The organism is Streptomyces caniscabiei (assembly GCF_014930365.1).
In the GTDB taxonomy this organism is placed as follows: Bacteria; Actinomycetota; Actinomycetes; order Streptomycetales; family Streptomycetaceae; genus Streptomyces; species Streptomyces caniscabiei.
Genome location: NZ_JABXWI010000019.1, coordinates 31011 through 55003, shown reverse-complemented (window position 1 = coordinate 55003; position 23993 = coordinate 31011). Strand labels below are relative to the sequence as shown.

Annotated in this window: 23 protein-coding genes; 14 read left to right on the top strand and 9 right to left on the bottom strand. The window is 71.5% G+C overall.

The annotated features are described in order from the left end of the window. Positions 1 to 128: 128 nt before the first annotated feature. Positions 129 to 3980, bottom strand: a complete 3852-nt coding sequence (gene scy, locus HW837_RS38900) for a polarized growth protein Scy (protein WP_193381845.1) — start codon at positions 3978 to 3980, stop codon at positions 129 to 131. Positions 3981 to 4256: 276 nt separating this feature from the next. Next, on the bottom strand, positions 4257 to 4697 hold the full coding sequence (gene mce, locus HW837_RS38895; protein ID WP_045558907.1) for a methylmalonyl-CoA epimerase: 441 nt from the start codon (positions 4695 to 4697) through the stop codon (positions 4257 to 4259). Between the two features lie 148 nt (positions 4698 to 4845). Between mce and HW837_RS38890 the strand changes: the two genes are divergently transcribed. From HW837_RS38890 to HW837_RS38880, 3 genes are all read left to right on the top strand, one after another. Beyond that, the gene (locus tag HW837_RS38890) at positions 4846 to 6048 is read left to right on the top strand and encodes an acetyl-CoA C-acetyltransferase (protein ID WP_078853576.1); all 1203 of its coding nucleotides are present in this window, start codon (positions 4846 to 4848) and stop codon (positions 6046 to 6048) included. Between the two features lie 53 nt (positions 6049 to 6101). Then, positions 6102 to 7058: a methylmalonyl Co-A mutase-associated GTPase MeaB gene (gene meaB, locus HW837_RS38885; RefSeq protein WP_193381846.1), complete on the top strand. Its 957-nt coding sequence runs from the start codon at positions 6102 to 6104 to the stop codon at positions 7056 to 7058. A gap of 331 nt (positions 7059 to 7389) precedes the next feature. Next, on the top strand, positions 7390 to 8673 hold the full coding sequence (locus HW837_RS38880) for an MFS transporter (RefSeq protein WP_093790648.1): 1284 nt from the start codon (positions 7390 to 7392) through the stop codon (positions 8671 to 8673). 237 nt (positions 8674 to 8910) lie between these two features. Here HW837_RS38880 and HW837_RS38875 read toward each other — a convergent pair whose 3' ends face one another. Then, on the bottom strand, positions 8911 to 9627 hold the full coding sequence (locus HW837_RS38875; protein ID WP_060883267.1) for a PepSY domain-containing protein: 717 nt from the start codon (positions 9625 to 9627) through the stop codon (positions 8911 to 8913). Positions 9628 to 9809: 182 nt separating this feature from the next. Between HW837_RS38875 and HW837_RS38870 the strand changes: the two genes are divergently transcribed. Together HW837_RS38870 and HW837_RS38865 are read left to right on the top strand one after the other, a co-directional pair. Further along, the gene (locus HW837_RS38870) at positions 9810 to 10478 is read left to right on the top strand and encodes a response regulator transcription factor (protein WP_045558904.1); all 669 of its coding nucleotides are present in this window, start codon (positions 9810 to 9812) and stop codon (positions 10476 to 10478) included. After that, positions 10475 to 11911 (top strand): sensor histidine kinase, encoded by a 1437-nt coding sequence (locus tag HW837_RS38865; RefSeq protein ID WP_045558903.1) that lies wholly within the window; start codon positions 10475 to 10477, stop codon positions 11909 to 11911. Before HW837_RS38870 ends, HW837_RS38865 begins: the two co-directional genes overlap by 4 nt. Before the next feature lie 72 nt (positions 11912 to 11983). Here the strand turns inward: HW837_RS38865 and HW837_RS38860 are convergent, their stop codons facing one another. The 4 genes from HW837_RS38860 to HW837_RS38845 all read right to left on the bottom strand — a co-directional run bounded on the left by HW837_RS38860 (position 11984) and on the right by HW837_RS38845 (position 14680). Further along, the gene (locus tag HW837_RS38860) at positions 11984 to 12460 is read right to left on the bottom strand and encodes a MarR family winged helix-turn-helix transcriptional regulator (RefSeq protein ID WP_193381847.1); all 477 of its coding nucleotides are present in this window, start codon (positions 12458 to 12460) and stop codon (positions 11984 to 11986) included. Between the two features lie 135 nt (positions 12461 to 12595). Beyond that, the gene (locus tag HW837_RS38855) at positions 12596 to 13393 is read right to left on the bottom strand and encodes an AIM24 family protein (RefSeq protein WP_045558901.1); all 798 of its coding nucleotides are present in this window, start codon (positions 13391 to 13393) and stop codon (positions 12596 to 12598) included. Positions 13394 to 13395: 2 nt separating this feature from the next. Further along, positions 13396 to 14046, bottom strand: a complete 651-nt coding sequence (locus tag HW837_RS38850) for an AIM24 family protein (protein ID WP_045558900.1) — start codon at positions 14044 to 14046, stop codon at positions 13396 to 13398. Between the two features lies 1 nt (position 14047). Then, positions 14048 to 14680, bottom strand: a complete 633-nt coding sequence (locus tag HW837_RS38845) for an AIM24 family protein (RefSeq protein WP_045558899.1) — start codon at positions 14678 to 14680, stop codon at positions 14048 to 14050. A 161-nt stretch (positions 14681 to 14841) separates the two neighbouring features. Here HW837_RS38845 and HW837_RS38840 point away from each other — a divergent pair, with 161 nt between their 5' ends. The 6 genes from HW837_RS38840 (at position 14842) to HW837_RS38815 (ending at position 18548) form a co-directional block, all read left to right on the top strand. Next, the gene (locus HW837_RS38840) at positions 14842 to 15186 is read left to right on the top strand and encodes a DUF3817 domain-containing protein (protein ID WP_045558898.1); all 345 of its coding nucleotides are present in this window, start codon (positions 14842 to 14844) and stop codon (positions 15184 to 15186) included. Further along, the gene (locus HW837_RS38835) at positions 15183 to 15482 is read left to right on the top strand and encodes an MTH1187 family thiamine-binding protein (protein ID WP_045558897.1); all 300 of its coding nucleotides are present in this window, start codon (positions 15183 to 15185) and stop codon (positions 15480 to 15482) included. The genes HW837_RS38840 and HW837_RS38835 overlap by 4 nt, the downstream gene beginning before the upstream one ends. A gap of 157 nt (positions 15483 to 15639) precedes the next feature. Further along, entirely contained in the window at positions 15640 to 16386 is a 747-nt protein-coding gene (locus tag HW837_RS38830) for a hypothetical protein (RefSeq protein WP_045558896.1), read from the top strand. A gap of 109 nt (positions 16387 to 16495) precedes the next feature. Beyond that, entirely contained in the window at positions 16496 to 17152 is a 657-nt protein-coding gene (locus tag HW837_RS38825) for a DUF4166 domain-containing protein (RefSeq protein WP_045559229.1), read from the top strand. Further along, on the top strand, positions 17149 to 17781 hold the full coding sequence (locus tag HW837_RS38820) for a TetR/AcrR family transcriptional regulator (RefSeq protein ID WP_045558895.1): 633 nt from the start codon (positions 17149 to 17151) through the stop codon (positions 17779 to 17781). Before HW837_RS38825 ends, HW837_RS38820 begins: the two co-directional genes overlap by 4 nt. Before the next feature lie 257 nt (positions 17782 to 18038). Further along, positions 18039 to 18548, top strand: a complete 510-nt coding sequence (locus tag HW837_RS38815) for a MarR family winged helix-turn-helix transcriptional regulator (protein WP_045558894.1) — start codon at positions 18039 to 18041, stop codon at positions 18546 to 18548. Between the two features lie 32 nt (positions 18549 to 18580). On the opposite strand, the gene HW837_RS38810 is transcribed toward HW837_RS38815, so the two are convergent. Beyond that, entirely contained in the window at positions 18581 to 18922 is a 342-nt protein-coding gene (locus HW837_RS38810; protein WP_045558893.1) for a DUF3817 domain-containing protein, read from the bottom strand. A gap of 94 nt (positions 18923 to 19016) precedes the next feature. Here HW837_RS38810 and HW837_RS38805 point away from each other — a divergent pair, with 94 nt between their 5' ends. Then, positions 19017 to 20717, top strand: a complete 1701-nt coding sequence (locus tag HW837_RS38805; protein WP_045558892.1) for a coenzyme B12-dependent isobutyryl-CoA mutase large subunit — start codon at positions 19017 to 19019, stop codon at positions 20715 to 20717. Between the two features lie 111 nt (positions 20718 to 20828). Here HW837_RS38805 and HW837_RS38800 read toward each other — a convergent pair whose 3' ends face one another. Next, positions 20829 to 21452, bottom strand: coding sequence for a TetR/AcrR family transcriptional regulator (locus tag HW837_RS38800; protein WP_193381848.1), 624 nt, complete (start codon positions 21450 to 21452; stop codon positions 20829 to 20831). 188 nt (positions 21453 to 21640) lie between these two features. On the opposite strand from HW837_RS38800, the gene HW837_RS38795 reads away from it, so the two are divergent. Then, positions 21641 to 22618: a tetratricopeptide repeat protein gene (locus HW837_RS38795; RefSeq protein ID WP_045558890.1), complete on the top strand. Its 978-nt coding sequence runs from the start codon at positions 21641 to 21643 to the stop codon at positions 22616 to 22618. A 694-nt stretch (positions 22619 to 23312) separates the two neighbouring features. Then, entirely contained in the window at positions 23313 to 23948 is a 636-nt protein-coding gene (locus tag HW837_RS38790; protein ID WP_045558889.1) for a DUF6230 family protein, read from the top strand. The last annotated feature ends 45 nt before the right edge of the window (positions 23949 to 23993 follow it).

Here is a 23993-nt window from a genome sequence, read left to right as displayed (position 1 = left end):
CTTGCCAGAAACTTTGCGTAAAGGCCCTGAAAGCACAGACGGCACAGATGGCAAGCACAGAACGAGCACAAATTGGTGTCCGTAACGCCAGGGCGAGGCGGGAAGATACCCGCAACACCCCGGCACCGCTAGCCGTCTGACGACTTGCCACCCGAACGGGTCGCGCCCGCCGCGGCGCCCGTCTTGACTCCACCGTCCTTGCCGCTCGACGGGGCCTCAAAAGACTCCAACGCGACCAGCACGTCCTGGACACGGGAGATCTCCGCATTGATGTCCTCGCGGCGGCGGACCAGCACCTCCAGCTCGCGCTTGCCCTCCTCGACCGTACGGCGGGCCTCGCGGATCGCCTCGGCCTTCAGCTCCTCGGCCTCACGCACCAGCGTGGACTTCTTCTGCTCGGCTTCCTTCAGCAGACCCTCGGCCTTCTTCACCGCGGCGATACGCACCTTGCCCGCCTCGGAGTTCGCCTCGGAAACGATCTCCTTGGCCTTGGCCGTCGCCTTCTCCAACTGCTCCTCGGCGGCCTTGATGAGCGCGTCACAGCGATCACCGGTGGATTTCATCGTCTCGGCGGCCTCACGCCGGGCCCGCGTGTGCAGCGCCTCGATCTCGGCCGTGATCCGGTCGCGCAGCTCCTCGGCCCGCTCCCTTATGGCGGTAGCGTCCCGGCGCGCGCCGACGAGCAGCTCGTCGGCGTCCGTACGGGCCTTCTCCACCGTGGAGTTGCCCTCGACGGTCGCCTCGGCGACCAGCCGCTCGGCCTCCTTGCGGGCCGCGCCGACCATGGAGTCGGCCTGCCCCTCGGCGTCCGCGGTGGTCTGCAGGGCCTGCGTCTGCGCCTCGGTGAGCAGCTTGTCGGCCTCGGCCGCCGTCTCCGAGATGAGCTTGTCGACCTGCTCGGCGGCCTCGGAACGCCGCTTGTTGGCGTCCTTGCGGGCCTCGTCGAGGGTGTTGTCGGCCTCCTCGCGGGCGTGCGCCATGAGCCGGTCGGCCTCCGCCTCCGCCTCGGCCCGCGCGCGCTCGGCGTCGGCCCGGACCCGCTCGGCGTGCTGCTGCGCGGAGCCCACCGTCTCTGCGGCCTCGGCCCGCAGCCGCTCGGCCTCGTCGGTGGCCTCGCCGATCAGCCGGTCGGCCTTGGCGACGGACTCGGCCCGGACCCGCTCGGCCTCCTCGTTGGTCTCCCGGGTCAGCCGCTCCGCCTCGGCCGTCACCTCGGTGATCAGGGTGTCGGCCTGGGTCGCCGCGTCCGAACGCATGCGGTTGGCGTCCTCGCGGGCCTCCGCACGGGTGCGCGAGGCGTCCTGGTCGGCCCGCGCGACGGTGTCCGAGGCCTCCGTACGGACCCGCTGGGCGTGCTCGGAGGCGTCGGAACGCACCCGCTCCGCCTCGGCGATGGCCTCGGCGACCGTGCGCTCGGCGAGCGACTTGGCGGCCTCCGACTCCTCCCGGGCCTCGCGGCGCACCCGATTGGCGTCCTCGGTGGCCCGCTCCCGCTCCGCGTAGGCGTCGGCGCGGACGCGGTCCGACTCCTCCTCGGCCTCCCGGCGCATCCGGTCCGCCACGTGCTCGGCGGTGTTGCGCAGCCCGGCGATCTCCTCCTGGGCCTGCTCGTGCAGCCCGGCGACGGAGTCCCGCACCTGCTGCGCGTGCTGCTCGGCCGCCGACACCATCTCGCCGGCGCGCCGCTCGGCCTCCTCGACCAGCCGTACGGCCTCGGCCTGGGCCTCCTCGACGCGCTTGCGCGCCGAGGCCAGCAGTTCCTCGCTCTGCTCGCGGGCCCGCAGCCGCTCCTGGTCGGCCTCCTGACGGGCCGCGCCGAGGAGCTCCTCGGCCTCGCGGCGGCGCCGGGCGGCCTCCTCCTGCGCGGCGGCCAGCGCCTGAGAGGCCTCCGTGGCGAGCCGCTCGGCCGCGGCCTGCGCCTCCGCCCGTACCCGGTCGGCGGTCTCCTGGGCCTCCGACTTCAGCCGCTCGGCCTCGGACGCGGCCTCCGACCGCAGGCGTACGGCGATGGCCTCGCCCTCGGCGCGGGACGCGGACGCGTCGGACGCGGCCTCGTCGCGCATCCGTTCGACCTCGGCCTCGGCCTGCGCCTGGAGCGTGCGGATGCGCTCGGCGGCCTCGGAGCGCAGCCGGTCGCTCTCCTCGCCGGCCTCGCGGCGGATCCGCTCGGCCTCGGCGCGGGCGTCGGCGAGCGCCTCCTCGGCGGACGCCAGCCGGCCCTCGGCCTCGGTGTGCAGCCGGGTCAGCTCCTCGGCTGCCTCCGCCTTGCGGGCCTCGACGCCGCGCTCGGTCTCCTCGCGCAGCTCACGGGCGGCGCGCTCGGCCTCGGCCTTCAGCTCCTCGGACTGCTCCTCGGCCTCGGCGCGGTGCCGCTCGGCCTCCTTGCGGGTGCGCTCCAGCGTCTCCTCGGCCTGGCGGCGCAGCGTGGACGCGCGTTCGATGGCCTCCGTGCGGACCTTCTCGCTGTCCGCGGTGGCCGTCTGCCGCAGCTCGTCGGCGTCCGTCCGGGCCTTGGCGAGCAGCTCCTCGGCGGTCTTGGCCGCCTCCTCGATCTGCTGGACGGCCTCGCGCCGGGCCTCGGAGCGGATCCGCTCGCCCTCGGCGACCGCGTCGGAGCGCAGCTGCTCGGCCTCGCCGCGCAGCCGGCGCGCCTCCTCCTGCAGCTCGACGGTCTTGGCGCGGTACTCCTCGGTGTCGTCCTTCGCCGTGCCCTTGAGCTGTTCGGCGAGGTCGTGGGCCTCGGCCCGCAGCCGGTCCGCCTCGGCCTCGGCCTCGGCGCGGATGCGCTCGGCCTCCTCGGCGGCGGCCTTGGTGGTGTTCCGGGCCTCCTCGGACGCCTTGTTCAGCACGTCCTCGGCGGTCTTGGCCGTCTTGGCGAGCTGGGAGGCGGACTCCTCCGCGGTGATCGAGCGGGCCTTCTCGGAGGCCTCGGCGACGATCTTCTCGGCCTCGGCCTTGGCGTCGGCGACGACCTCCTCGGCGGACGCCTTGGTCGCCTCGGCCTCCTTGGTGGCCTCCTCGACCAGCCGGGCGACCTGCTCCTTCGCCGTACGCGTGCGCTGTTCGTTGGTCGACTCGGCGCCGGCGATCGACTTGGCCGCGTTCTCCTTGGCCTCGGCGACCAGCTTCTCGGCCTCGGCGCGCGCCTCGCGCAGCGCGGCCTCCGCGTCCGCGGCGCGCTGCTCGGCGGCCCGGCTCAGCTCGGAGGCCTGACGGCGGGCGGAGTCCGACTCGGTGGCGGTCGAGGTACGCAGTTGCTCGGCGTGCTCGGTGGCCTCCTGGGCCTGGGTGGACGCCGCGTTCAGCAGCCGCTCGGCCTCGGCGCGGGCCCGGCGCAGGATCTGGTCGGCCTCGCTGCGGGCGGCCTCCGAGTCGCTCTGGAGCCGCTGGCGGGCCTCGCTGGCGAGCCGCTCGGCCTCGGCGCGGGCGGCGGCCAGCGCCTGCTCGGCCTCCGCGCGCGACTCGTCCACGAGCCGACGGGCCTGGGACTCGCTGCGGGCGCGCAGCTGTTCGGCCCACGCCACGTTCTCGTTGACGTGCGACTCGACCGTCTGACGGCGCTCGGAGAGCTCCTGGTCGAGCTGCTGGCGGCGGGTGACCGCCTCCTGGTGCAGCTCCGCCTGGAGCCGCGCGGCCTGCTCGGCGTGCTCCTGGAGGATCCGCTGGGTCTGCGCCCGGGCCTGGCTCAGCTCGCGCTCGGCGTCCGCGCGCAGCTGGTCGGCCTGCATCTGGGCCTGGCGGAGCATCTGCTCGGCCTGGTAGCCGAGGTCGCCGCCGCTGTCGTAGGCGGGCCGGGACATGAGGGTGCGGCGCGCCTCGTGCAGCTTGGCGCGCAGCACCTCGACCTGGTAGCCGAGGTCCTCGGCGTGCTGGATCGCCTTTTCCCGCTCGGTCTTCAGCCGCTCCATCTCGGCCTCGAACCGAGAGAGGTGGTCGACGTCAGCCGCCGGCTCTCGCTCCTGGCGTTCGTAGCCCCGCACTGCGCGGTCCCATCCGTCCCCTGGTCGCAACCTCTGGCAAACGAGCTCCGTCCAACCGCCGAACGGGGCCCCCGGGGCATGGTGTCAGATCAACGGCGGAGCACGGGCTGCCGCCCTCACCCTCGTCCCCCGAAACCTGGACCCCGGCCCTAGGACAACCGCTGATGGATCTCCGCGGTGCCCTTGGATCCCGCTCCTCGGAAGGCGGCAGGACCCGGGCCGTCCCCCTCGAAGGCGACGGCCGACCCCAACCCTACCGGCCCATATGTACGGGGGTCAGTGCTCAGGTGACTCAACTGGCGCCGAAGTGACCAGTTCTGTCAGTACGCCATGACAATCCTTGGGGTGCAGGAACGTGATCCGTGACCCCATGGAACCGACTCGCGGCTCCTCGTACAGGACGCGTACGCCCTTGTCCTTGATCGCGGCCGCCTCGCCGTCGACATCCGCCGTACCGAAGGCGATGTGGTGGACCCCCTCGCCGTTCTTGGCCAGCCACTTCGCGACCGTGGAGTCCTCGCGGGTCGGCTCCAGGAGCTGCAGGTAGGAGGCGCCGCCGTCGTCCGTGCTGTTGATCTTGAGCATGGCCTCGCGTACGCCCTGCTCCTCGTTGACCTCGGAGTGGAACACCTCGAAGCCGTACGTGGCCCGGTAGAACTCGACGGTGGTGTCGAGATCGAAACAGGCGATTCCGATGTGGTCGATTCGCGTCAGCATGGTGTCAGTGCAGCGCTCCCCGGGCGGTTACGCAACGTGCCAGCGATCACACCGACAGCCCGATGACGGCACGGAGTGCCACTCAGTACATTCGAAGTAAACCCTCGTTCACTCCTCGGCTGTGCAAGCTGGAAGGGGATCGCACCTCATGTCTGGTTCGAACGGCAACACATCGGTGATCGTCGCGGGCGCCCGTACGCCCATGGGACGGTTGCTCGGATCGCTGAAGTCCTTTACCGGAGCCGACCTCGGCGGCTTCGCGATCAAGGCCGCCCTCGACCGTGCGGGGATCGGCGGCGACCAGGTGCAGTACGTGATCATGGGCCAGGTGCTCCAGGCCGGGGCGGGGCAGATCCCGGCGCGCCAGGCCGCGGTCAAGGCGGGCATCCCCATGAACGTCCCCGCGCTCACGATCAACAAGGTCTGTCTGTCGGGCCTCGACGCCATCGCGCTCGCCGACCAGCTGATCCGCGCCGGCGAGTTCGACGTGATCGTCGCGGGCGGCCAGGAGTCCATGACCAACGCCCCCCATCTGCTCCCGAAGTCCCGTGAGGGTTACAAGTACGGGGCGATCCAGATGCTCGACGCGATGGCGCACGACGGGCTCACGGACTCCTTCGAGAACATCGCCATGGGCGAGTCCACCGAGAAGCACAACACCCGCCTCGGCATCCTGCGCCCCGAGCAGGACGAGATCGCCGCGCAGTCCCACCAGCGCGCCGCCGCCGCCCAGAAGAACGGCCTCTTCGACGCCGAGATCACGCCGGTGGAGATCCCGCAGCGCAAGGGTGAGCCGGTCGTCTTCAGCCAGGACGAGGGCATCCGGGGCGAGACGACCAGCGAGTCGCTGGGCAAGCTGCGTCCGGCCTTCGCCAAGGACGGCACGATCACGGCCGGGTCCGCCTCGCAGATCTCCGACGGCGCCGCCGCCGTGGTCGTCATGAGCAAGGCCAAGGCGGAGGAGCTGGGCCTCACCTGGCTCGCCGAGATCGGCGCCCACGGCAACGTCGCCGGTCCGGACAACTCGCTCCAGTCCCAGCCGTCGAACGCGATCCGGCACGCCCTGAAGAAGGACGGCCTGGAGGTGGCGGACCTGGACCTCATCGAGATCAACGAGGCCTTCGCCGCGGTCGCCGTGCAGTCGATGAAGGACCTCGGCGTGTCCCCGGAAAGGGTGAACGTCAACGGTGGTGCGATCGCTCTCGGGCACCCCATCGGCATGTCCGGCGCCCGGCTCGTCCTCCATCTCGCCCTGGAGCTGAAGCGGCGCGGCGGCGGGGTCGGCGCGGCCGCGCTGTGCGGCGGCGGTGGTCAGGGTGACGCGCTGATCGTGCGGGTACCCAAGGCCTGAGGCCCGTCGGTTCCGGGCGTACGTGGCCCTCGTCTTCTCGGATCGGAGCTGTGATGCAGGACGTCCCCACGCTGGTGGCACAGGCCAGGGAAGGGCGGCCCCGGGCCGTCGCCCGGCTGATCTCCCTGGTGGAGGGGGCGTCCCCGCAGCTGCGTGAGGTCATGGCGGCACTGGCCCCGCTCACCGGCGGGGCGTACGTCGTGGGCCTCACCGGCTCGCCCGGCGTGGGCAAGTCCACGTCCACGTCGGCGCTGGTGACCGCGTACCGCAGGGCCGGCAGGCGGGTCGGGGTGCTGGCGGTGGATCCGTCCTCGCCGTTCAGCGGTGGCGCGCTGCTCGGTGACCGGGTGCGGATGTCGGATCACGCCTCCGACCCCGGGGTGTACATCCGTTCGATGGCGACCCGGGGTCATCTGGGCGGCCTCGCCTGGGCCGCCCCGCAGGCGATCCGGGTCCTGGACGCGGCGGGCTGCGACGTGGTCCTCGTCGAGACGGTCGGGGTCGGCCAGTCCGAGGTGGAGATCGCCTCCCAGGCGGACACGTCCGTGGTGCTGCTCGCCCCCGGCATGGGCGACGGCATCCAGGCGGCCAAGGCCGGGATCCTGGAGATCGGTGACGTCTACGTCGTCAACAAGGCCGACCGGGACGGCGCGGACGCGACCGTGCGCGAGCTGAACCACATGCTGGGGCTCGGCGAGTCGCGGGGGCCCGGTGACTGGCGGCCGCCGATCGTCAAGACGGTCGCGGCGCGGGCCGAGGGGGTCGACGAGGTCGTGGAGGCGCTGGAGAAGCACCGGGCGTGGATGGAGGAGCGGGGGGTTCTCGCGGAGCGGCGCCGGGCGCGGGCGGCTCGTGAGGTGGAGGCGATCGCGATGACCGCGCTGCGGGAGCGGATCGGGGACCTGCACGGTGACCGACGGCTGGACGCGCTGGCCGAGCGCATCGTGACGGGCGAGCTGGATCCGTATCGGGCGGCGGATGAGCTGGTCGCGGGACTGACGGAGGGCTGACCTCGGATCTTTCTCGCCCCCGCCGCCCCTACCCGTCCCGTCCTCCAGGGGCTGCGCGCCGCCTCCGACCCCCGCGTCAAAGACTCGGGGCTCCGCCCCGGACCCCGTTCGCGCAGTTCCCCGCGCCCCTGAAGGGGCGCGGGGAACTGCGCGAGAAGCCTCACCGGCCCGTAGACGCCCGCGCACCCGAACCCCCGACCCCTGTCGCGAGCTGCTAGCTTGGCCGCGTGTTCACTCACCTTGCGTAGAGACGCCCCCCCGCAGACGACGTGCCGACGTCGCGCGGGGCATCGGTGTCCCTGTTCACGCCTCCCGGTGAGGAACCTTTCGCATGTCCGCGACCTCCCCGCGGCCGTCGTACGCAGCGGTGCTCCGCCTCCCGTACGCCCGCCGCACCTTCGCCGCCGCACTCGTCGGCCGCCTCTCCTACGGCATGGTGCCGGTCGCCGTGCTGCTCGCCGTGACCCGGGCGACGGGCTCGTACGCCGTCGCCGGCACGGTCATGGCCCTGTTCGGGGCCACCAGTGTCCTCCTGTCGCCCGCGAGGGCGGCGCTCGTCGACCGGTACGGCCCGCGCCGGGCACTGCCGCCGATGGCCTCCCTGTACGCCGTGCTGCTCGGGCTGCTGGCGCCGGCGAGCCTGCTGCCGGGCACCTCGGCCCCGGTGCTGGGCGCGATCGCGGTCGCGGCGGGTGCCTGTACGCCGCCGCTCGGACCGACGATGCGCACGGTGTGGAGCGAACTCGCCGCCGACCGGGGGCTGTTGCCACGCGCGTACAGCCTCGACGGGGTCGCGGAGGAACTGCTGTTCGTGTCGGGGCCGTTGGTGGTGGGCGCGGTGGTGCAGATCGCGCCTCCGGCCGCCGCCGTGGCCCTGGGCGCCGTGCTGGTGGCGGCGGGGACCTTCGCGTTCGCCGCCTCCCCGGCCGTCGCGCGCGTCCCGGGACGGAGCGCGGTCCCGAAGGAGCCCGCGGGCCGACGGGGTTCGTGGGCCGTCTCCGCGATCGTGCCGCCCGTCGTCGCGGCCGGCGGCGTCGGACTGTCGCTCGGCGCGCTCGACCTGCTGGTGCTGGCCTTCGCCGGACAACGGGGCCACGGGGACGACGTGGTGGCCTGGATCTTCGCCGCGCTGTCCGCCGGCAGCGCCGTGGGCGGGCTGCTGTACGGCGCGGTCGGGTGGCGCTCCGGCGCGCGCGCACGGCTGTCGCTGTTGGCGGCCGGGCTGGGCCTCGCCCTCGCGGGTGCCGGGCTCGCGCCGAACCTGGCGGTCCTCACCGGCGCGGTCGTCTGTGCCGGGCTCTTCGTCGCCCCGGCGCTCACCACGGCGTACCTCGTCGCCGACGACTCCGCCCCGCCCGCGGCCCGCACCCGGTCCGGCGCCTGGGTCAACATGGCCGTCAACGCCGGCGTCTCGGTGGGGGCGGCCGGCTCCGGGCTGCTGGTGGCCCGGGTCTCGCCCGCCCTCGGCTTCGCCCTCGCGGGCGGCGTGGCCCTGCTCACGGCGGCGGTCGTGGCCGTGGGGAGCCGGGGAGGCCGTAAGACTGTGCCGGAAGCTGAGGGGCCCACGACCGAGCGGGTCGGGAGTGCGACGGCGGGGGTGACGGAATCCCCGTGAGGTGAGGTGAGCCGACCGTGCGAACGGCGGTAGGGGCACCCGGTGTCGGGTGCCCCTACCTGGGGTGAGGAAGGCCGCTCACCTCTGGGGGGGGCGAGGTGGCGGGCTTCCCGGCGTGGAAGGAGGAACCGGGCTCCCGGGGTGTGGGGGGAGAGCACCGGTCCTCCTGGAGGACGACGCCCGGCCGAGGGGGTCGGCGGGGTCGGTCCTCCCGGTGGTTCAACGGGACCGCGCGGGTCAGTCCTCCGTGCGGTCGGCGGTCAGCTTGCCGGAGTCGAGGTTCACCCTCCAGTCGCTGCCGGTGCCGTCGGCGGCGGTGGTGTCGACCTCCCAGGCCTGGTCCGCGCTCTCCTCGTCGAGGTCCACGGAGGTCACGGTGCCCTTGTCCGCGGCGGCCTCGGCGGCCTCGGCGGCGGTCACGGAGCTGCCCTTCAGCGCGGCCCGGATCTGCGCGGTCTCGGCGGCGTCGTCACCGTCGTCGTCGCGGTCGGCGTGCGTGCCGAGGACCTTGCCGGTGCTCGGGTCGACCTGGACGCTGAACCACTTGTCACCGGCGGTCAGGACGTCGACGTCCCACACCAGGTTCGTGCCCTCGTCGTCGAGGTCGGCGGAGACGGCCGTACCGGCCTTGGACTTGAGCGCGGTGGCGATCGCGTCGGCGGCCGTGACCTGACCGGCCTTCGCCTCGGCCGCGTTCTCGGCCTTGTCGTCGGCGTCCTGGTCCGTGTCGCGGGCGGCCCGGTCCTCGGCCTTGTCGTCCGCGCTGTCCTGGGCGGTGTCGTCGGAGTCGTCGTTCACGTCGTTGACGTCGTCGCGGTCGTTGTCGTCGTTCGACACCGACACGGTCTTCTTCGCCGGCGCCTCGTCGTCACCCGAGACCGCGATGGCGGTCGCGGTGCCGCCGCCGATCAGGGCGACGGCCGTGATGGTGGCGATGACGATGTTGCGCTTCATGGGGTTCCTCCAGGATGCGACTGGCTGCGACCAGTTACGGATGATGTCGCGGTCGCAGCGGGGCTTGTCCGGGCTTATCCGCCTCGTCTGCTTTCGACGTGGACCAATCTGGCCGACCGACGCTGAAGCGGACCTGAAGCCCCCTGAAGACCGCTTCAGGTTCGGTTTGCCAAGCTGAACGCATGCGCCTGTTGATCGTGGAAGATGAGAAGCGGCTCGCGGTGTCGCTGGCCAAGGGCCTGACGGCCGAGGGGTACGCCGTGGACGTCGTCCACGACGGGATCGACGGACTGCACCGGGCGAGCGAGGGGTCCTACGACCTCGTGATCCTCGACATCATGCTGCCCGGCATGAACGGCTACCGCGTCTGCGCCGCCCTGCGCGCCGCCGGCCACGACGTGCCGATCCTGATGCTCACCGCCAAGGACGGCGAGTACGACGAGGCCGAGGGCCTCGACACGGGCGCCGACGACTATCTGACCAAGCCGTTCTCGTACGTCGTCCTGGTCGCCCGGGTGAAGGCGCTGCTGCGGCGGCGCGGCCCCTCGGGCGGCGCCTCGCCCGTGCACGAGGTCGGCGATCTGAAGGTCGACACCGCCGCCCGGCGCGTGTTCCTCGCCGACGACGAGATCACCCTCACCACCAAGGAGTTCTCCGTCCTGGAGCAACTCGTCCTGAGAGCCGGTGAGGTCGTCTCGAAGGCCGACATCCTGGAGCACGTCTGGGACTTCGCCTACGACGGCGACCCGAACATCGTCGAGGTCTACATCAGCGCCCTGCGCCGCAAGCTCGGTTCCCCGCTCATCAAGACCGTGCGCGGGGCCGGATACAGACTGGAGGGCCGCTCGTGAAACGCCGTCTCGGCTCGGTACGGGCCCGTGCGACCCTCGCCGCGACCGTCGTCGTCGCGGTGGCCCTGGTCGCCGCCGGCGCCGCCGTCCTGCTCTCGCTGCGCTTCACCCTCACCGACAAGGCGGACGCGGAGGCCGACTCCGTGGCCCGCAACGCGGCCTCCGCGCTGGCGAACGGGTTCGCCTACGCCGAGTTGCGTCTGCCGGACGGCGACGAGAACCCGGTCGAGGTCCTGGACCGGGACGAGAAGCCCGTCGCCGTCGGCGAGGACGTCGAGGGCATGGACGTGACCGCCATCGACTCGGACCGCCTGAACTCCGAGACCAACGACGACGCCGACGACCGGGCGGAGGGCGACAAGGACGCCGAGGACGGGGGCAGCCTCCGGGCGGGCGAGATCGCCGACGAGACCTGGTACGGCGAGGGCACCGCGACCGTCGAAGGGGACACGGCGGACTACCGGTTCGCCGGGGTCGACGTGGTCACGCCGGCGGGGGTGCCGCTGACCGTCTACGCGGGCGCCCCGCTCTCCACCGAGGAGGACGCCGTCGGCACCGCGCTGACGACGATGCTCATCGGGCTGCCGCTGCTGCTGCTGACGGTGAGCGGGGTGACGTACGTCGTCACCCGGCGGGCACTGCGGCCCGTCGAGGGCATCCGTGCGGAGATGGCGGCGATCACGGCCTCCGAGGACCTCTCCCGACGCGTCCCCGAGCCGGACACGCACGACGAGGTCGCCCGGCTCGCCCGCACCACCAACGAGACGCTGGCCGCCCTGGAGGCCTCGGTGGAGCGGCAGCGCGCGTTCGTCGCGGACGCCTCGCACGAACTGCGCAGCCCCATCGCCTCGCTGCGCACCCAGCTGGAAGTGGGCGCCGCGCACCCGGAGCTGCTGGACCTGGACGGGGCGGTCGAGGACACCGTGCGGCTGCAGAGCCTCGCCGCCGACCTGCTGCTGCTCGCCCGTCTGGACGCGGGGGAGCGGCCGCCGCCGGACGCGCGGTTCGACCTGGCGCGGGTCGTACGGGAAGAGGTGGCGTCCCGGGAGGGCGTGACGCTGGACGGCGTGGACGCGGTGGAACTGCGCGGCTCGCGCAACCAGATCTGCCGGGTCCTCGGCAACCTCCTGGACAACGCGGCCCGCCACGCCCACAGTCGCGTCGCCGTCACCCTGCGCACCACGCCCGACCTGGCGATTCTCCAGGTCACCGACGACGGCTCGGGCGTTCCGCCCGCCGACCGGGAGCGCATCTTCGAACGCTTCGTCCGCCTGGACGAGTCCCGCGCGAGGGACGACGGCGGCGCGGGCCTGGGCCTCGCGATCGCCAGGGACATCGCCACCCGCCACGGAGGCACCCTGACGATCGACGACGCCCCCGGCGGAGGCGCACTGTTCGAACTGAGGCTGCCTTTGCGACCCCCGAGTACTTAAGGGGCGCGGGGAACTGCGCGACCAGCCACGACGAACCCGCGGCCGAAACCGAACCGGCAGCCCCCCGACCCCCTACGGTTTACCCCTGTGGATTCGGAGATGTTCCGCGATCGGCACCAGCGACTTGTGCAGCTCCTCCATCGCCTCCTCCGACAGCAGATCGATGAAGTGCCGCCGCACGGAGGCGACATGGTGCGGAGCCACCCGCTGCATCGTCGCCATGCCGTGCTCCGTGAGCACGGCGAACAGCCCGCGCCGGTCGGACTCGCAGTTCTCCCGGCGCACCAGGTCGGCGTTCTCCATCCGGGTGATCTGGTGCGAGAGGCGGCTCTTGGACTGGAGCGTGGCGGCGGCGAGATCGCTCATCCGCATCCGCCGCCCCTCGGACTCGGAGAGGTTCACCAGGATCTCGTAGTCGTTCATTGTCAGGCCGAACGGCTGCAGATCCCTTTCGAGCTGATGCGTCAGCAGCCTGTTGACGTCCAGATGGGTGCGCCAGGCGCACTGCTCCGCATCGGTCAGCCAGCGCGTGGCCGTTTCGGTCTCCATGAATGAAGTCTACCTAAAATGTTGAAATGCGAACTAGTGAGGGTCGGGTGTGTCTCTCGTGCGGACAGGTCGGGTCTTACGGGTTGGAGCATGACAACGCGCACACGTTCGATGTCACACTCCGCAGACTACCGCTCACAGCCCGAAGCGACGCTGGAGGTCCCCCAGCTGTCCGGGAAGGCGCGGTGCCCCCGCCGGCTGTCCGTGATGCCCGGGTACCCCACCGCCGCCGGGTACGCCCGGCTCGTGCGGGACCACACCCGTGGCCTGCTCGGCCATGAGCGTCTCGGACGACTGGAGCAGCACCGTGCCCGCCCCGACGAACTCGAACTGGTGCTCCTCGCCGGACGCCCCGCCGATCCCCGTCATCGCACGTAGACCGCCCATGACCCCGGACATGTAGGTGTGGTCGTAGTGGTGGCACGGCGAGGGGCAGTCGGCCCACCCGACCAGGGCCTGCGGGTCCACCCGGATGGGGGGTTCCATGAACACCACCGGGCCGTTGGAGGCCGCCACGAACTTGCCCGTGCCGATGAGGGTCAGGAAGCCCGGGACGATCGACTGCTTCAGCGCGAGACTTGGCTGAAAAGCGAGGAGGTTGCCCGAGCGAATGGTGAGGTTGCCGTCCTCCAGGTCATACGAATTGACGTCGAAGGCCCGGTCGGCGAGGAGCATCTTGCCCGATCCCTCCGCCACGACCCAGTCGCTCGCGTGCAGAGGCGAATGGAACGACGTACGGACGAGACCGCCGAGACGGCCGTGCCCGATGCCGTTGAACTCCATCTGGCCGTAGTAGGCGATCATCTTGCCCTTCTGCAGGAACCACTGGCTCCCCTTGAGCTCCACGCAGAAGGTGTAGTTGTTGACGTTGTCGTCGGACGGCAGCGTCATCGGGTCGTGGACGGTCGGACCGGCGACCGGGGCCCCGTACATGCTCACAGCTTCTCCTCCGAGGCCTGGACGTACACCGCACCACTGCCGCTCAGCTCCAGCTGGAACGCCTCGCCGGAGCCCCGGCCCACCATGTCGCGCCAGCCGAGCGCGGTGGAGAGCTTGTTGCGTACGTCGCCGTGGTGCGCCACGTACGCCTGCGGGTCGACATGGACCGGGCGCTGGGGGGTGATCGGGACCTCGATCACCCCGCCGTGCGCCATGACCGCGACCGCCCCGTGCCCCTTGAGGGTGGTGGTGAACAGGCCCTGGCCCGTCACCTGGCCGCGCACCATGCCCATGACGCCGCCCTGCGAGCCCATGAACATCGTGCCCTGCTGGAGGGTGCCGTCGAAGGCCAGCAGCCGGTCGGCCTCGACGTAGAGCGTCTCGCCCGTCAGGCTGATCACCTGGATGTGGTGGCCGCCGTGCCCGAACAGCACCGTGCCGCTGCCCTCGACGGTCATCAGCGGTGTCGCCTCGCCCGCCACCCGGCGGCCGATCATCGACGCGATACCGCCCTGCCCGCCCTGGATGTTGGGAGTGAAGGACACCTCGCCCTTGTAGGCGAGCATCGCGCCGCGCTGGCTGAACAGCCGCTGGCCCGGCATCACGGTCGCCTCGATCATCTTCGAGTTGATCTCACGGAAGGCCATGTCAGACGTCCCCCGCCACCGTGTTGCGCTCGCTGGGCTGGACGTAGACGAGTCCGTCGCCCTCGAAGCGGATCTGGAAGGCCTCGCCGCCGCCCTCGCCCATGAACGTGCGGAACGTCACACCGGACTGGAAGGACTGCTGGAGGTTGCCCTGGTGGGCGATGTACGCCCCGGGGTCCACCGTCAGCGGGTACTGATGGCTCACCCGGAGCACCACCGCCGGGCCGTCGGACATGATCGCCGCCTGGCCGTGGCCCTCTATGGTCGTGGTGAACAGGCCGTTGCCCTGCGAGGCGCCGCGCAGCCCCGTGAAGCTCGTGCCCGTACGCAGCCCGGAGTCCGTCGCGAGCAGATTGCTCGACTCCACGTACAGCTTGTCCCCCTGAAGATTCACGAGGTTGATCTCGGACGCCCGGTCCGCGAACCAGCAGGTCCCTTGCCCGGTCACCTCCATCAACGTCATCTGCTCACCTGTGAGTCGCCGCGTCACCATCCCGCGCAGGCCCTCACCGCCGCCGCTCAGTTTCTTGAACGACATCTGACCGTCGTAGGCGACCATCGAGCCGTTCTTCGCCTTCACGGCGTCCCCGGTCATGTCGACGGCCAGCACTTTGCTGCCTTGAAGTCGGAACATTGCCACGGGGTGACGTTAACCGGCCGATGGCCGGACAGGACAGGGCCCAGGGGTGGATCTCGACCCCGAAGGGACCCTAGGGGGCGCCGGGCGATCGGCGGATGCCAGAATGGGCCGAGCTTGTGCTTCCGTTCACAAACCGACCCCACCGAAGGTGACCCGTGGACATAAAGACCGTCTCCGCCCTCCGCCGTCTGCGCCTCGTCTCCGCCCCCGAGGCCGTCTCCTTCCTGCTGCTGCTCGTCTGCTCGGTGCTGAAGCGGACCACGGAGTTCGACGCGGTGCCCGTGATGGGCTGGGTCCACGCCGGCTTCTTCGTCCTGTACCTGATCTTCTGGGCCGACGCCTGGAACCGTACGAAGTGGTCGCTGAAGACCGCCGCGCTCTACTTCGCCCTCTCCGTCCTGCCCACCGGCGGCTTCTTCGCCGACCGCAGGCTGCGCCGCGAGGCCGACGACGCGGTGATCGCCACGCGCGCCCGCAAGGAAGGGGTCGTGAACGCGTGATCGTCGCCTTCTCCGTGACCCCCCTCGGTGTCGGCGAGGAGGTGGGGGAGTACGTCGCCGACGCCGTCCGGGTCGTCCGTGAGTCGGGTCTGCCGAACCGGACCGACGCCATGTTCACCTCGATCGAAGGTGACTGGGACGAGGTCATGGACGTCGTGCGCCGCGCCGTCGCCGTCGTCGAGGAGCGCGCGCCCCGCGTCTCCCTCGTCCTCAAGGCCGACATCCGCCCCGGCGTCACGGACGGCCTCACGTCCAAGGTGGAGACGGTGGAGCGCCACCTGTCCGAGCCGTCATAGCCCGCCGCGGGCGCTGCCGCGGCTGCCGGAACCCCGGCCCCCGAGGGCCGGGGTTTTCTCATGCCCTGCTGATTGAGCGATCGCTCAAATCGGAGTACGGTCGTCCCCGACAGGTTGAGCATTCGCTCAAAAACTTCGTCGACCTGGGGGAACGCGGATGGGGCTCTACATCGAGGCACGAGTACGGGCGGACCTGGAGGAGGTGTGGGCCCGTACCCAGGACCCCGCACTCCATCAGCGGTGGGACCTCCGGTTCACGGAGATCGGCCACCTCCCGCGGGTGGAGGGCGAGCCGCAGCGCTTCCGGTACGCCACCCGCGTGCTCCCCGGCCTGACGGTCGCCGGGACCGGTGTGTCGGCCGGGGAGAAGGAGCGGCCGGACGGCACCCGCACCTCCGCCCTGCGGTTCGCCTCGCCGCACCCGCTCTCCCTGATCGCCGAGGGCAGCGGCTACTGGCGCTACGTGCCGGACGGCGACGGCGTGCGCTTCCTCACCGGCTACGACTACCTCCCCCGCTGGGGCCGGCCGGGCGCCCTCGTCGACCGGATGCTGTTCCGCCCGCTCATGGGCTGGGCCACCGCCTGGTCCTTCGACCGGCTCCGCCTGTGGCTGGAGCGGGACATCACCCCCGAGCGGGCCCTGCGGCACTGGCTCGCCGAGGCGGTCGTCCGCGTGCTGACGGTCCTGGCCGCCTGCGCCGGGCTCGCGTACGGGGCGCTGGGGGACCCGGCGGGCGCCCTGGCGCCGCTCGCGCTGTTCGCGACCCCGGTCCTGGCCGTGTCGGCGGTCCTGGCCGCCCTGTTGGCGCCGCCCCTGCCCGGCACCCCGTCCGCCCGCCGCTGTGTGCGGACCGCGCCCGCACGCGCGCGTGCGCCCCGACTGCTCGCGACCCTGAAGGGATGACGGGATGACCGGCATGGACGCCACGACTCCGGGGACCACCCCGTCCCCCTCCGCCCCGTCGGCCTCCCCGGCTTCTCCCGCTTCTCCGGCCTCGATCTTCCGTACCGTCATGGGCGCCGACTTCGAGCGGCTGCACCCCGAGCTGCGTCGCCGCTTCTCGGTCGGACTGGCGAGCGGGCAGGCGTGCACGGGCCGGGGGGTGATGGACCGTGTCTGGCACGGGCGGGGCCTGGTGAAACCCTTCCTCGCGCTCGGGGGCACCCGGAACATCCTCGTCCCGCGCGAGGGGCGGCACGTTCCCTTCACCATCGAGAACGTGCCGTACACCGACGGTTTCGGCCGTGAGACGGTGAGCTTCGTGCGTACCTTCGACCTGCCCGGCCGGTCCCGCCGGTTCGACGCCCAGATGGTGCTGAGCCCCCAGGGCGACCGCGTCCTCGACTACCTCGGCACCCACCAGCACCTCGCCAGCGACCTGCACTTCCGTGCGGAGCCCGACGGGTCGCTGCTGATCCGCTCCGGCGAGCACCGCTTCCGCGAGGGGCCCCTCGACGTCCGGGTCCCCGGGCTCATCGGCGCGGACGCCGAGGTGCGGGAGCGGTTCGACGATCGGACGGGACGCTTCCGGATCCAGGTGCGGGTGGTGAACCGGCACTTCGGGCCGCTCTTCGGCTACGAGGGCTCCTTCACCGCGACCTACCAGGACGTCCGGGTGTGCGGGGTCCGGCCCGGGCTGCGGCCGGTCCGCGAGGAGGCGCGGGCGTGAGCGGGGCGACCCGGACGAAGCTGCTGGAGGGCGCGCTGCGGACGCTCGTCGAGCAGGGGATCGCCAAGACGTCCGCCCGTACGATCGCCGCGACCGCCGGGGTGAACCAGGCGCTCGTCTTCTACCACTTCGGGTCGGTCGACGAACTCCTGGCGGCGGCCTGCCGGTACGGGGCGGAGCAGCGGGTCGCCCGCCACCGGGAGCGGATGGCGGCGATCGGCTCGCTCTCCGAACTGCTGGCCTTCGGGCGGGAGATGCACGTGGAGGAGCGGGCGGCGGGACATGTGGCCGTGCTGGGGCAGCTCCTCGCGGGGGCGCAGACCCACGCCCGACTGGCGCCGGCGACGGCCGCCGGGCTGGACCTGTGGATCGCGGAGGTCGAGGGGGTGCTGCGCCGGGTCCTCGCGGCCTCGCCGCTCGGGGAGTTCGCCGACGCGGGTGGGCTGGCGCGGGCCGTGGCGGCGTCGTTCGTGGGGCTGGAGCTGTACGAGGGGGTCGACCCGGAGGGGGCGGGGGAGGCGCTCGGGGCGCTGGAGCAGCTCGCGGGGCTCGTCGCCGCGCTGGACGGTCTCGGGCCGGTGGCGCAGCGGGCGGTGCGGCATCAGTTGCGGAGGGCCGCGGGGCGTTGAGGCGTCGGGGTGCGGGGGCTGCCGTTGGCGCGGCGGGGTTTTGTCGCCCCCGCCGCCCCTACCCGTCCCTCCCCCACTCTCGGCTTCGCTCGAGCGGGAGGTGCCCCCACCCAGGGGCTGCGCGCCGCCTTCGACCCCCGTCAAGGATTCGGGGCTCCGCCCCGGACCCCGTTCGCGCAGTTCCCCGCGCCCCTTGGGGGCGACCGAAAGGCGAGACGGGGCTGACCAGCATGTGACCGGCCGGTAAGGTCGATGCCGTGCCGAAGCCGCTCAGCCTCTCCTTCGACCCCATCTCGCGCGCCGACGAGCACTGGAAGCAGCGCTGGGGAAATGTGCCGTCCATGGCCGCGATCACGTCGATCATGCGTGCCCAGCAGATCCTGCTGGCGGAGGTCGACGCGGTGGTCAAACCGTACGGGCTGACGTTCGCCCGCTATGAGGCCCTCGTGCTGCTGACCTTCTCGCAGAAGGGCGAGCTGCCGATGTCCAAGATCGGTGAGCGGCTCATGGTGCACCCCACGTCCGTGACGAACACCGTCGACCGGCTGGTGAAGTCCGGTCTGGTCGACAAGCGCCCCAATCCCAACGACGGCCGCGGCACCCTCGCCTCCATCACCGACAAGGGCCGCGAGGTCTGCGACGCGGCCACCCGCGATCTCATGGCCATGGACTTCGGCCTCGGCGCCTACGACGCCGAGGAGTGCGCGGAGATCTTCGCGATGCTCAGGCCGCTGCGGGTGGCGGCGGGGGACTTTGAGGAGGACTGACCGGAGGCGGTCAGGAGGCGGTCGGGAGGCGGTCAGGCGGCGGCCGGGTTCGGGGCCGCCTCCTTGATGATCAGCGGCTCGACCTCGCGGCTGACCTTGCGCTCCACGAAGAAGGCGGCCGTCGGCACGGTACCGGCGAGCAGCACCCAGGCGAGGCGGCCCAGCGGCATCTTGGCCTTGCTGCCGAGGTCGAAGGCGAAGACCAGGTAGAGCACGTACAGCCAGCCGTGGGCGAAGCCGATCACCGTGACGAAGCCGTCGAAGCCGTCCATGCCCAGCAGGCGCTTCCCGATCACGCCCACCGTCAGCAGGATCAGCAGCACGGCGGTGACGTAGGCCATCACCCGGTAGCGGGTCAAGACGCTCTTCTTCATGGCACCGAGCGTAACGGGTGCCGTTTCGCGCCCCGCGCGCGCGTCCTGAGCTGCGTTGCTGTCGTTTACTAGGACGTCCTAGTAAATTGGTTCCATGGACGCTGACGCCATCGATGAGGGCCGCCGCCGCTGGCAGGACCGTTACGACTCCGCGCGGAAGCGGGAGGCCGACTTCACGACGCTCTCCGGGGACCCCGTGGAGCCCGTGTACGGGCCCCGGCCGGGCGATGTGTACGAGGGGTTCGAGCGGATCGGCTGGCCGGGGGAGTTCCCCTTCACGCGCGGGCTGTATCCGACCGGCTACCGGGGGCGGACGTGGACGATCCGCCAGTTCGCGGGGTTCGGGAACGCGGAGCAGACGAACGAGCGCTACAAGAAGATCCTCGCCAACGGAGGCGGAGGACTGTCCGTCGCGTTCGACATGCCGACGCTGATGGGGCGGGACTCGGACGAGCCGCGCTCGCTCGGTGAGGTGGGGCACTGCGGGGTCGCCATCGACTCCGCTGCCGACATGGAGGTGCTGTTCAGGGACATCCCGCTGGGTGACGTCACCACGTCCATGACGATCAGCGGGCCCGCCGTCCCCGTCTTCTGCATGTACCTCGTCGCCGCCGAGCGGCAGGGCGTCGACCCGGGTGTGCTCAACGGCACCCTCCAGACCGACATCTTCAAGGAGTACATCGCGCAGAAGGAGTGGCTCTTCCAGCCCGAGCCGCATCTGCGCCTCATCGGGGACCTCATGGAGCACTGCGCGGCCGAGATCCCCGCGTACAAGCCGCTCTCCGTCTCCGGCTACCACATCCGGGAGGCCGGGGCCACGGCCGCGCAGGAGCTGGCGTACACCCTCGCGGACGGCTTCGGATACGTGGAGCTGGGGCTCAGCCGGGGGCTGGACGTCGACGTGTTCGCGCCCGGGCTGTCCTTCTTCTTCGACGCGCACGTCGACTTCTTCGAGGAGATCGCCAAGTTCCGCGCGGCGCGCCGGATCTGGGCGCGGTGGATGCGGGACGTGTACGGGGCGCGCACGGAGAAGGCCCAGTGGCTGCGCTTCCACACGCAGACCGCCGGGGTCTCGCTGACCGCGCAGCAGCCGTACAACAACGTGGTGCGTACGGCGGTGGAGGCGCTGTCGGCGGTGCTCGGCGGGACCAACTCGCTGCACACCAACGCGCTGGACGAGACGCTGGCGCTGCCGTCGGAACAGGCCGCGGAGATCGCGCTGCGGACGCAGCAGGTGCTGATGGAGGAGACCGGGGTCGCCAATGTCGCCGATCCGCTGGGTGGTTCGTGGTACGTCGAGCAGCTGACGGACCGTATCGAGGCCGACGCAGAGAAGATCTTCGACCAGATCAAGGAGCGGGGGCTGCGGGCGCATCCGGACGGGACGCATCCGATCGGGCCGATCACCTCCGGGATCCTGCGGGGGATCGAGGACGGGTGGTTCACCGGGGAGATCGCGGAGTCCGCCTTCCGGTACCAACAGGCGCTGGAGAAGGGGGAGAAGCGGGTCGTCGGCGTCAATGTCCACCATGGGTCCGTGACCGGGGACCTGGAGATCCTGCGGGTCAGTCACGAGGTGGAGCGGGAGCAGGTGAGGGTGCTCGCGGGGCGGAAGGGGGCGCGCGACGACGGGGCCGTGCGGTCCGCGCTCGACGCGATGCTCGCGGCGGCGCGCGGCGGGGCCAACATGATCGGGCCGATGCTCGACGCGGTGCGGGCCGAGGCGACGCTGGGGGAGATCTGCGGGGTGCTGCGGGAGGAGTGGGGGGTGTACACGGAGCCGGCGGGGTTCTAGGCGCGGTTGCCTCCGGCGGGGGCGGGCGAGGGCCGTTGTCGGGTGCGGGTGGGTGGGGGCTTCTCGCGCAGTCCCCGCGCCCCTTGCGGGGCGCGTCTTACGGCGCGCGTTTTATGCAGTGCCCCTCAGGCCGTTCAGCAAGAGGGTCGTGAAGTCCCGGGCCCACTCCTCGTCCGCCGGTTCCGCGCTGACCAGCGTGCGGTGGACGACCGTACCCACGACCACGTCGAAGATGAGGTCGACGGTGCGGGCGGCGGTGGCGGGGTCGGATTCCGGGGGGAGTTCGCCGCGGGCCTGGGCCCGGGCGCGGCCCTCCAGGACGAGGCGTTTCTGGCGGTCGACGACGGACGCGCGGATGCGCTCGCGCAGGGCGTCGTCATGGGTCGACTCGGCGACGACGGCCATGAGGCCGCTCTTGGCCTCCGGGCGGGCCAGGATCGCCGCGAACTGGAGCACCACGCCCTCGATGTCGGCCGCCAGGCTGCCCCGGTCCGGGAGGCGCAGCTCGTCGAAGAGTTCCGCCACCGCGTCCACGACGAGTTCGTTCTTGCCGGCCCAGCGGCGGTAGAGGGTCGTCTTCGCGACACCGGCCCGGGTCGCCACGTCGCCCAGGGTCAGCTTCGACCAGCCCAGGTCGACCAGCGCCGCACGGGTCGCGGCCAGGATCGCGGCGTCCGCGGCGGCGCTGCGCGGACGGCCGCCCGTGGCGCGTGCGGCGGGGGTGCGGCTCTGCATCCGGCGACCATATCCGGCCGTTGTCGAAGTCCTCCCCGTCGTCGTGAGGCAGATCACTGCGGAGTGGGTAGTGAGGGGTGCAGGAGAGTCGCCGGGACGGTTACGCTACGAGTCGTAGCGAAAGCCGGGTGGGTGCCCGGCTCCAGGACGCTTTTCACCTGCGTGCTCGGAAGGGGGAGGATGTACTCATGCAGCCACGGAACATGTCCATGAGCGGAGTCGTCGACCTCGCCGCGGTGAAGGCGGCCCAGGAGGCCAAGGCGAAGGCGGAGCAGGCGCGCGCCGAAACGGCCCGGCAGGGCGGGGGAGGGGCGGTCTCCCCGGCCGACCTGGTCATCGACGTCGATGAGGCCGGGTTCGAGAGCGAGGTCCTGCAGCGGTCCACCGAAGTCCCCGTCGTCATCGACTTCTGGGCCGAGTGGTGCCAGCCCTGCAAGCAGCTCAGCCCGGTGCTGGAGCGCCTCGCCGTCGAGTACAACGGCAAGTTCGTCCTCGCGAAGATCGATGTCGACGCCAACCAGATGTTGATGCAGCAGTTCGGGATCCAGGGGATCCCGGCCGTGTTCGCCGTCGTCGCCGGTCAGGCCCTCCCCCTCTTCCAGGGCGCCGCCCCCGAGCAGCAGATCCGCGCGACCCTCGACCAGCTCGTGCAGGTCGCCGAGGAGCGCTTCGGGCTCACCGGCCTGGTGGTGGACCCGGACGCCGAGTCCGGCGCCCCCGTCGAGGCGGCCCCGCAGATCCCGGCCGGCCCTTACGACCACCTGCTCGAAGCCGCCGTACGAGCCCTGGACGCGGGCGACTTCGGTGGCGCGGTGCAGGCGTACAAGAACGTGCTGAGCGACGACCCGGGCAACACGGAGGCCAAACTCGGCCTCGCCCAGGCCGAGTTGCTCCAGCGTGTGCAGGGCGTCGACCCGCAGGACGTGCGCAAGGCGGCCGCCGAGAACCCGGGCGACGCGCAGGCGCAGATCGCGGCGGCGGACCTCGACCTCGTCGGCGGACATGTGGAGGACGCGTTCGGACGACTCATCGACACGGTGCGGCGCACGGCCGGTGACGACCGGGACGCCGTACGGCTGCGGCTGCTGGAGCTCTTCGAGGTGGTCGGCGGTGACGATCCGCGGGTGGCCGCGGCGCGTCGCTCGCTGGCGCGGGCCCTGTTCTGACCTGTCTGTGGACCCCCTGCCTCGGTTGAGCGTCGGCTGTGACGGGCGGAGGCCCGGGGGCTCGTGAGCACCTCCGTCCCGGAGTGCCGGGACGTGTGGTGCGCGAGTGAGAGATTTGGCGACACAGCGACACCGCGGCCGCGTTTTACCAAATCTTGGTAATCGCGGCCGCTGTTACTGGCAGTAAGAGAATCCCGTCGATCTGTCGGACTCTGTCCGACTGTCCACCCATGTGTCGCCTCACTCGGCGCCACCCAGGGTCGCTGGCCGATGCCGATGGGTCGTTGTTCGGTTATCCGTCCGTTACTAGCCAGTAACGACCCCCCTTGCGGGGGCGGCGAGAATGCACCACGATCGGCGACGCTCGGTCCTGTCCCGTACCCCGCCAGCCAGTCGGGTCAACGGGTTTTCTGGGTCCCCACCGAGTAGAGCGGGCGACAGTGGCGCCGGCTCTTGGGCAGGGGGGTCTCCGCTCAACCGCGGAGCCTGTCCAGCAGGTTGTGCGTGATGCGTGTCAGGCGCGACCAGTGGTTGTCGCTCGGGGGTGATCGCCGGTGATTCGGGCGCTTTTCGCGCCACCGAGCGCGGGCGCTCTCCTTCCCGAGGACGTAGCACTTCTCCCATCCCTGTCCGGCCGAGCCGCCGCCAAGGGGCGAGCCGGTATCAGGAGATGTACGTCCGAGAAGGAGGAAATATGGAGTCCCAGGTGCGTGGCGGGACCAGATGGAAGCGGTTCGCTGTGGTCATGGTGCCCAGCGTCGCCGCCACGGCAGCGATAGGTGTCGCCCTCGCGCAGGGTGCTCTCGCCGCGTCGTTCAGTGTGTCGGGCCAGTCGTTCAAGGTGACGGCGGGTCAGCTCGACGGTACGGGCTTCTCGCAGTACGGAGCGCTCGACGAGGGTTACACCCTCAAGGGCGAGAAGACGGTTCACCCCGTCGCCGTTTCGGCGTTCAAGTCCGCGACCATCACCAACATGTGCCAGTCGGTCGTCACCCCCGGTGTCCCGATCCTCGGTAGCGTCAGCCTCAAGCTGACCGCTGGCACCGGTGGCAAGAAGGTCGAGGCCGAGAACCTCTACATCGACGTCGAGGACCTCGAGGCGGACGCCGTCTTCAAGGGCATCGACATCGGTGTGGCCGCGAAGGACGCCAACAAGGGTCCTGGCATGAAGGGTGGCTCGGAGCAGGCCAACCCCTACGGGTTCGCTCAGCAGGCCGACTCGGCCTCGCTCACCGGCGTGAAGCAGACGGCGTGGGCGACCACTGCAGGAACCTTCAAGCTGAGCAACTTGAAGATGTCGCTCCACAAGGGCGTCGTGGAGTGCTACTAGGCACTCCCTGGGCGGGTGAGGGGGCGTCCGCTTCTTCGCCCGCCC

Coding starts and splice junctions, on each gene's coding strand:
- HW837_RS38800 (WP_193381848.1), bottom strand. CDS start 21,452: ATGCAGAGCCGCACCCCCGCCGCACGCGCCACGGGCGGCCGTCCGCGC.
- HW837_RS38890 (WP_078853576.1), top strand. CDS start 4,846: ATGTCTGGTTCGAACGGCAACACATCGGTGATCGTCGCGGGCGCCCGT.
- HW837_RS38830 (WP_045558896.1), top strand. CDS start 15,640: ATGGGGCTCTACATCGAGGCACGAGTACGGGCGGACCTGGAGGAGGTG.
- HW837_RS38845 (WP_045558899.1), bottom strand. CDS start 14,680: ATGTTCCGACTTCAAGGCAGCAAAGTGCTGGCCGTCGACATGACCGGG.
- HW837_RS38795 (WP_045558890.1), top strand. CDS start 21,641: ATGCAGCCACGGAACATGTCCATGAGCGGAGTCGTCGACCTCGCCGCG.
- HW837_RS38850 (WP_045558900.1), bottom strand. CDS start 14,046: ATGGCCTTCCGTGAGATCAACTCGAAGATGATCGAGGCGACCGTGATG.
- HW837_RS38790 (WP_045558889.1), top strand. CDS start 23,313: ATGGAGTCCCAGGTGCGTGGCGGGACCAGATGGAAGCGGTTCGCTGTG.
- HW837_RS38875 (WP_060883267.1), bottom strand. CDS start 9,627: ATGAAGCGCAACATCGTCATCGCCACCATCACGGCCGTCGCCCTGATC.
- HW837_RS38880 (WP_093790648.1), top strand. CDS start 7,390: ATGTCCGCGACCTCCCCGCGGCCGTCGTACGCAGCGGTGCTCCGCCTC.
- HW837_RS38860 (WP_193381847.1), bottom strand. CDS start 12,460: ATGGAGACCGAAACGGCCACGCGCTGGCTGACCGATGCGGAGCAGTGC.
- HW837_RS38825 (WP_045559229.1), top strand. CDS start 16,496: ATGGGCGCCGACTTCGAGCGGCTGCACCCCGAGCTGCGTCGCCGCTTC.
- mce (WP_045558907.1), bottom strand. CDS start 4,697: ATGCTGACGCGAATCGACCACATCGGAATCGCCTGTTTCGATCTCGAC.
- HW837_RS38810 (WP_045558893.1), bottom strand. CDS start 18,922: ATGAAGAAGAGCGTCTTGACCCGCTACCGGGTGATGGCCTACGTCACC.
- HW837_RS38855 (WP_045558901.1), bottom strand. CDS start 13,393: ATGTACGGGGCCCCGGTCGCCGGTCCGACCGTCCACGACCCGATGACG.
- meaB (WP_193381846.1), top strand. CDS start 6,102: ATGCAGGACGTCCCCACGCTGGTGGCACAGGCCAGGGAAGGGCGGCCC.
- HW837_RS38805 (WP_045558892.1), top strand. CDS start 19,017: ATGGACGCTGACGCCATCGATGAGGGCCGCCGCCGCTGGCAGGACCGT.
- HW837_RS38870 (WP_045558904.1), top strand. CDS start 9,810: ATGCGCCTGTTGATCGTGGAAGATGAGAAGCGGCTCGCGGTGTCGCTG.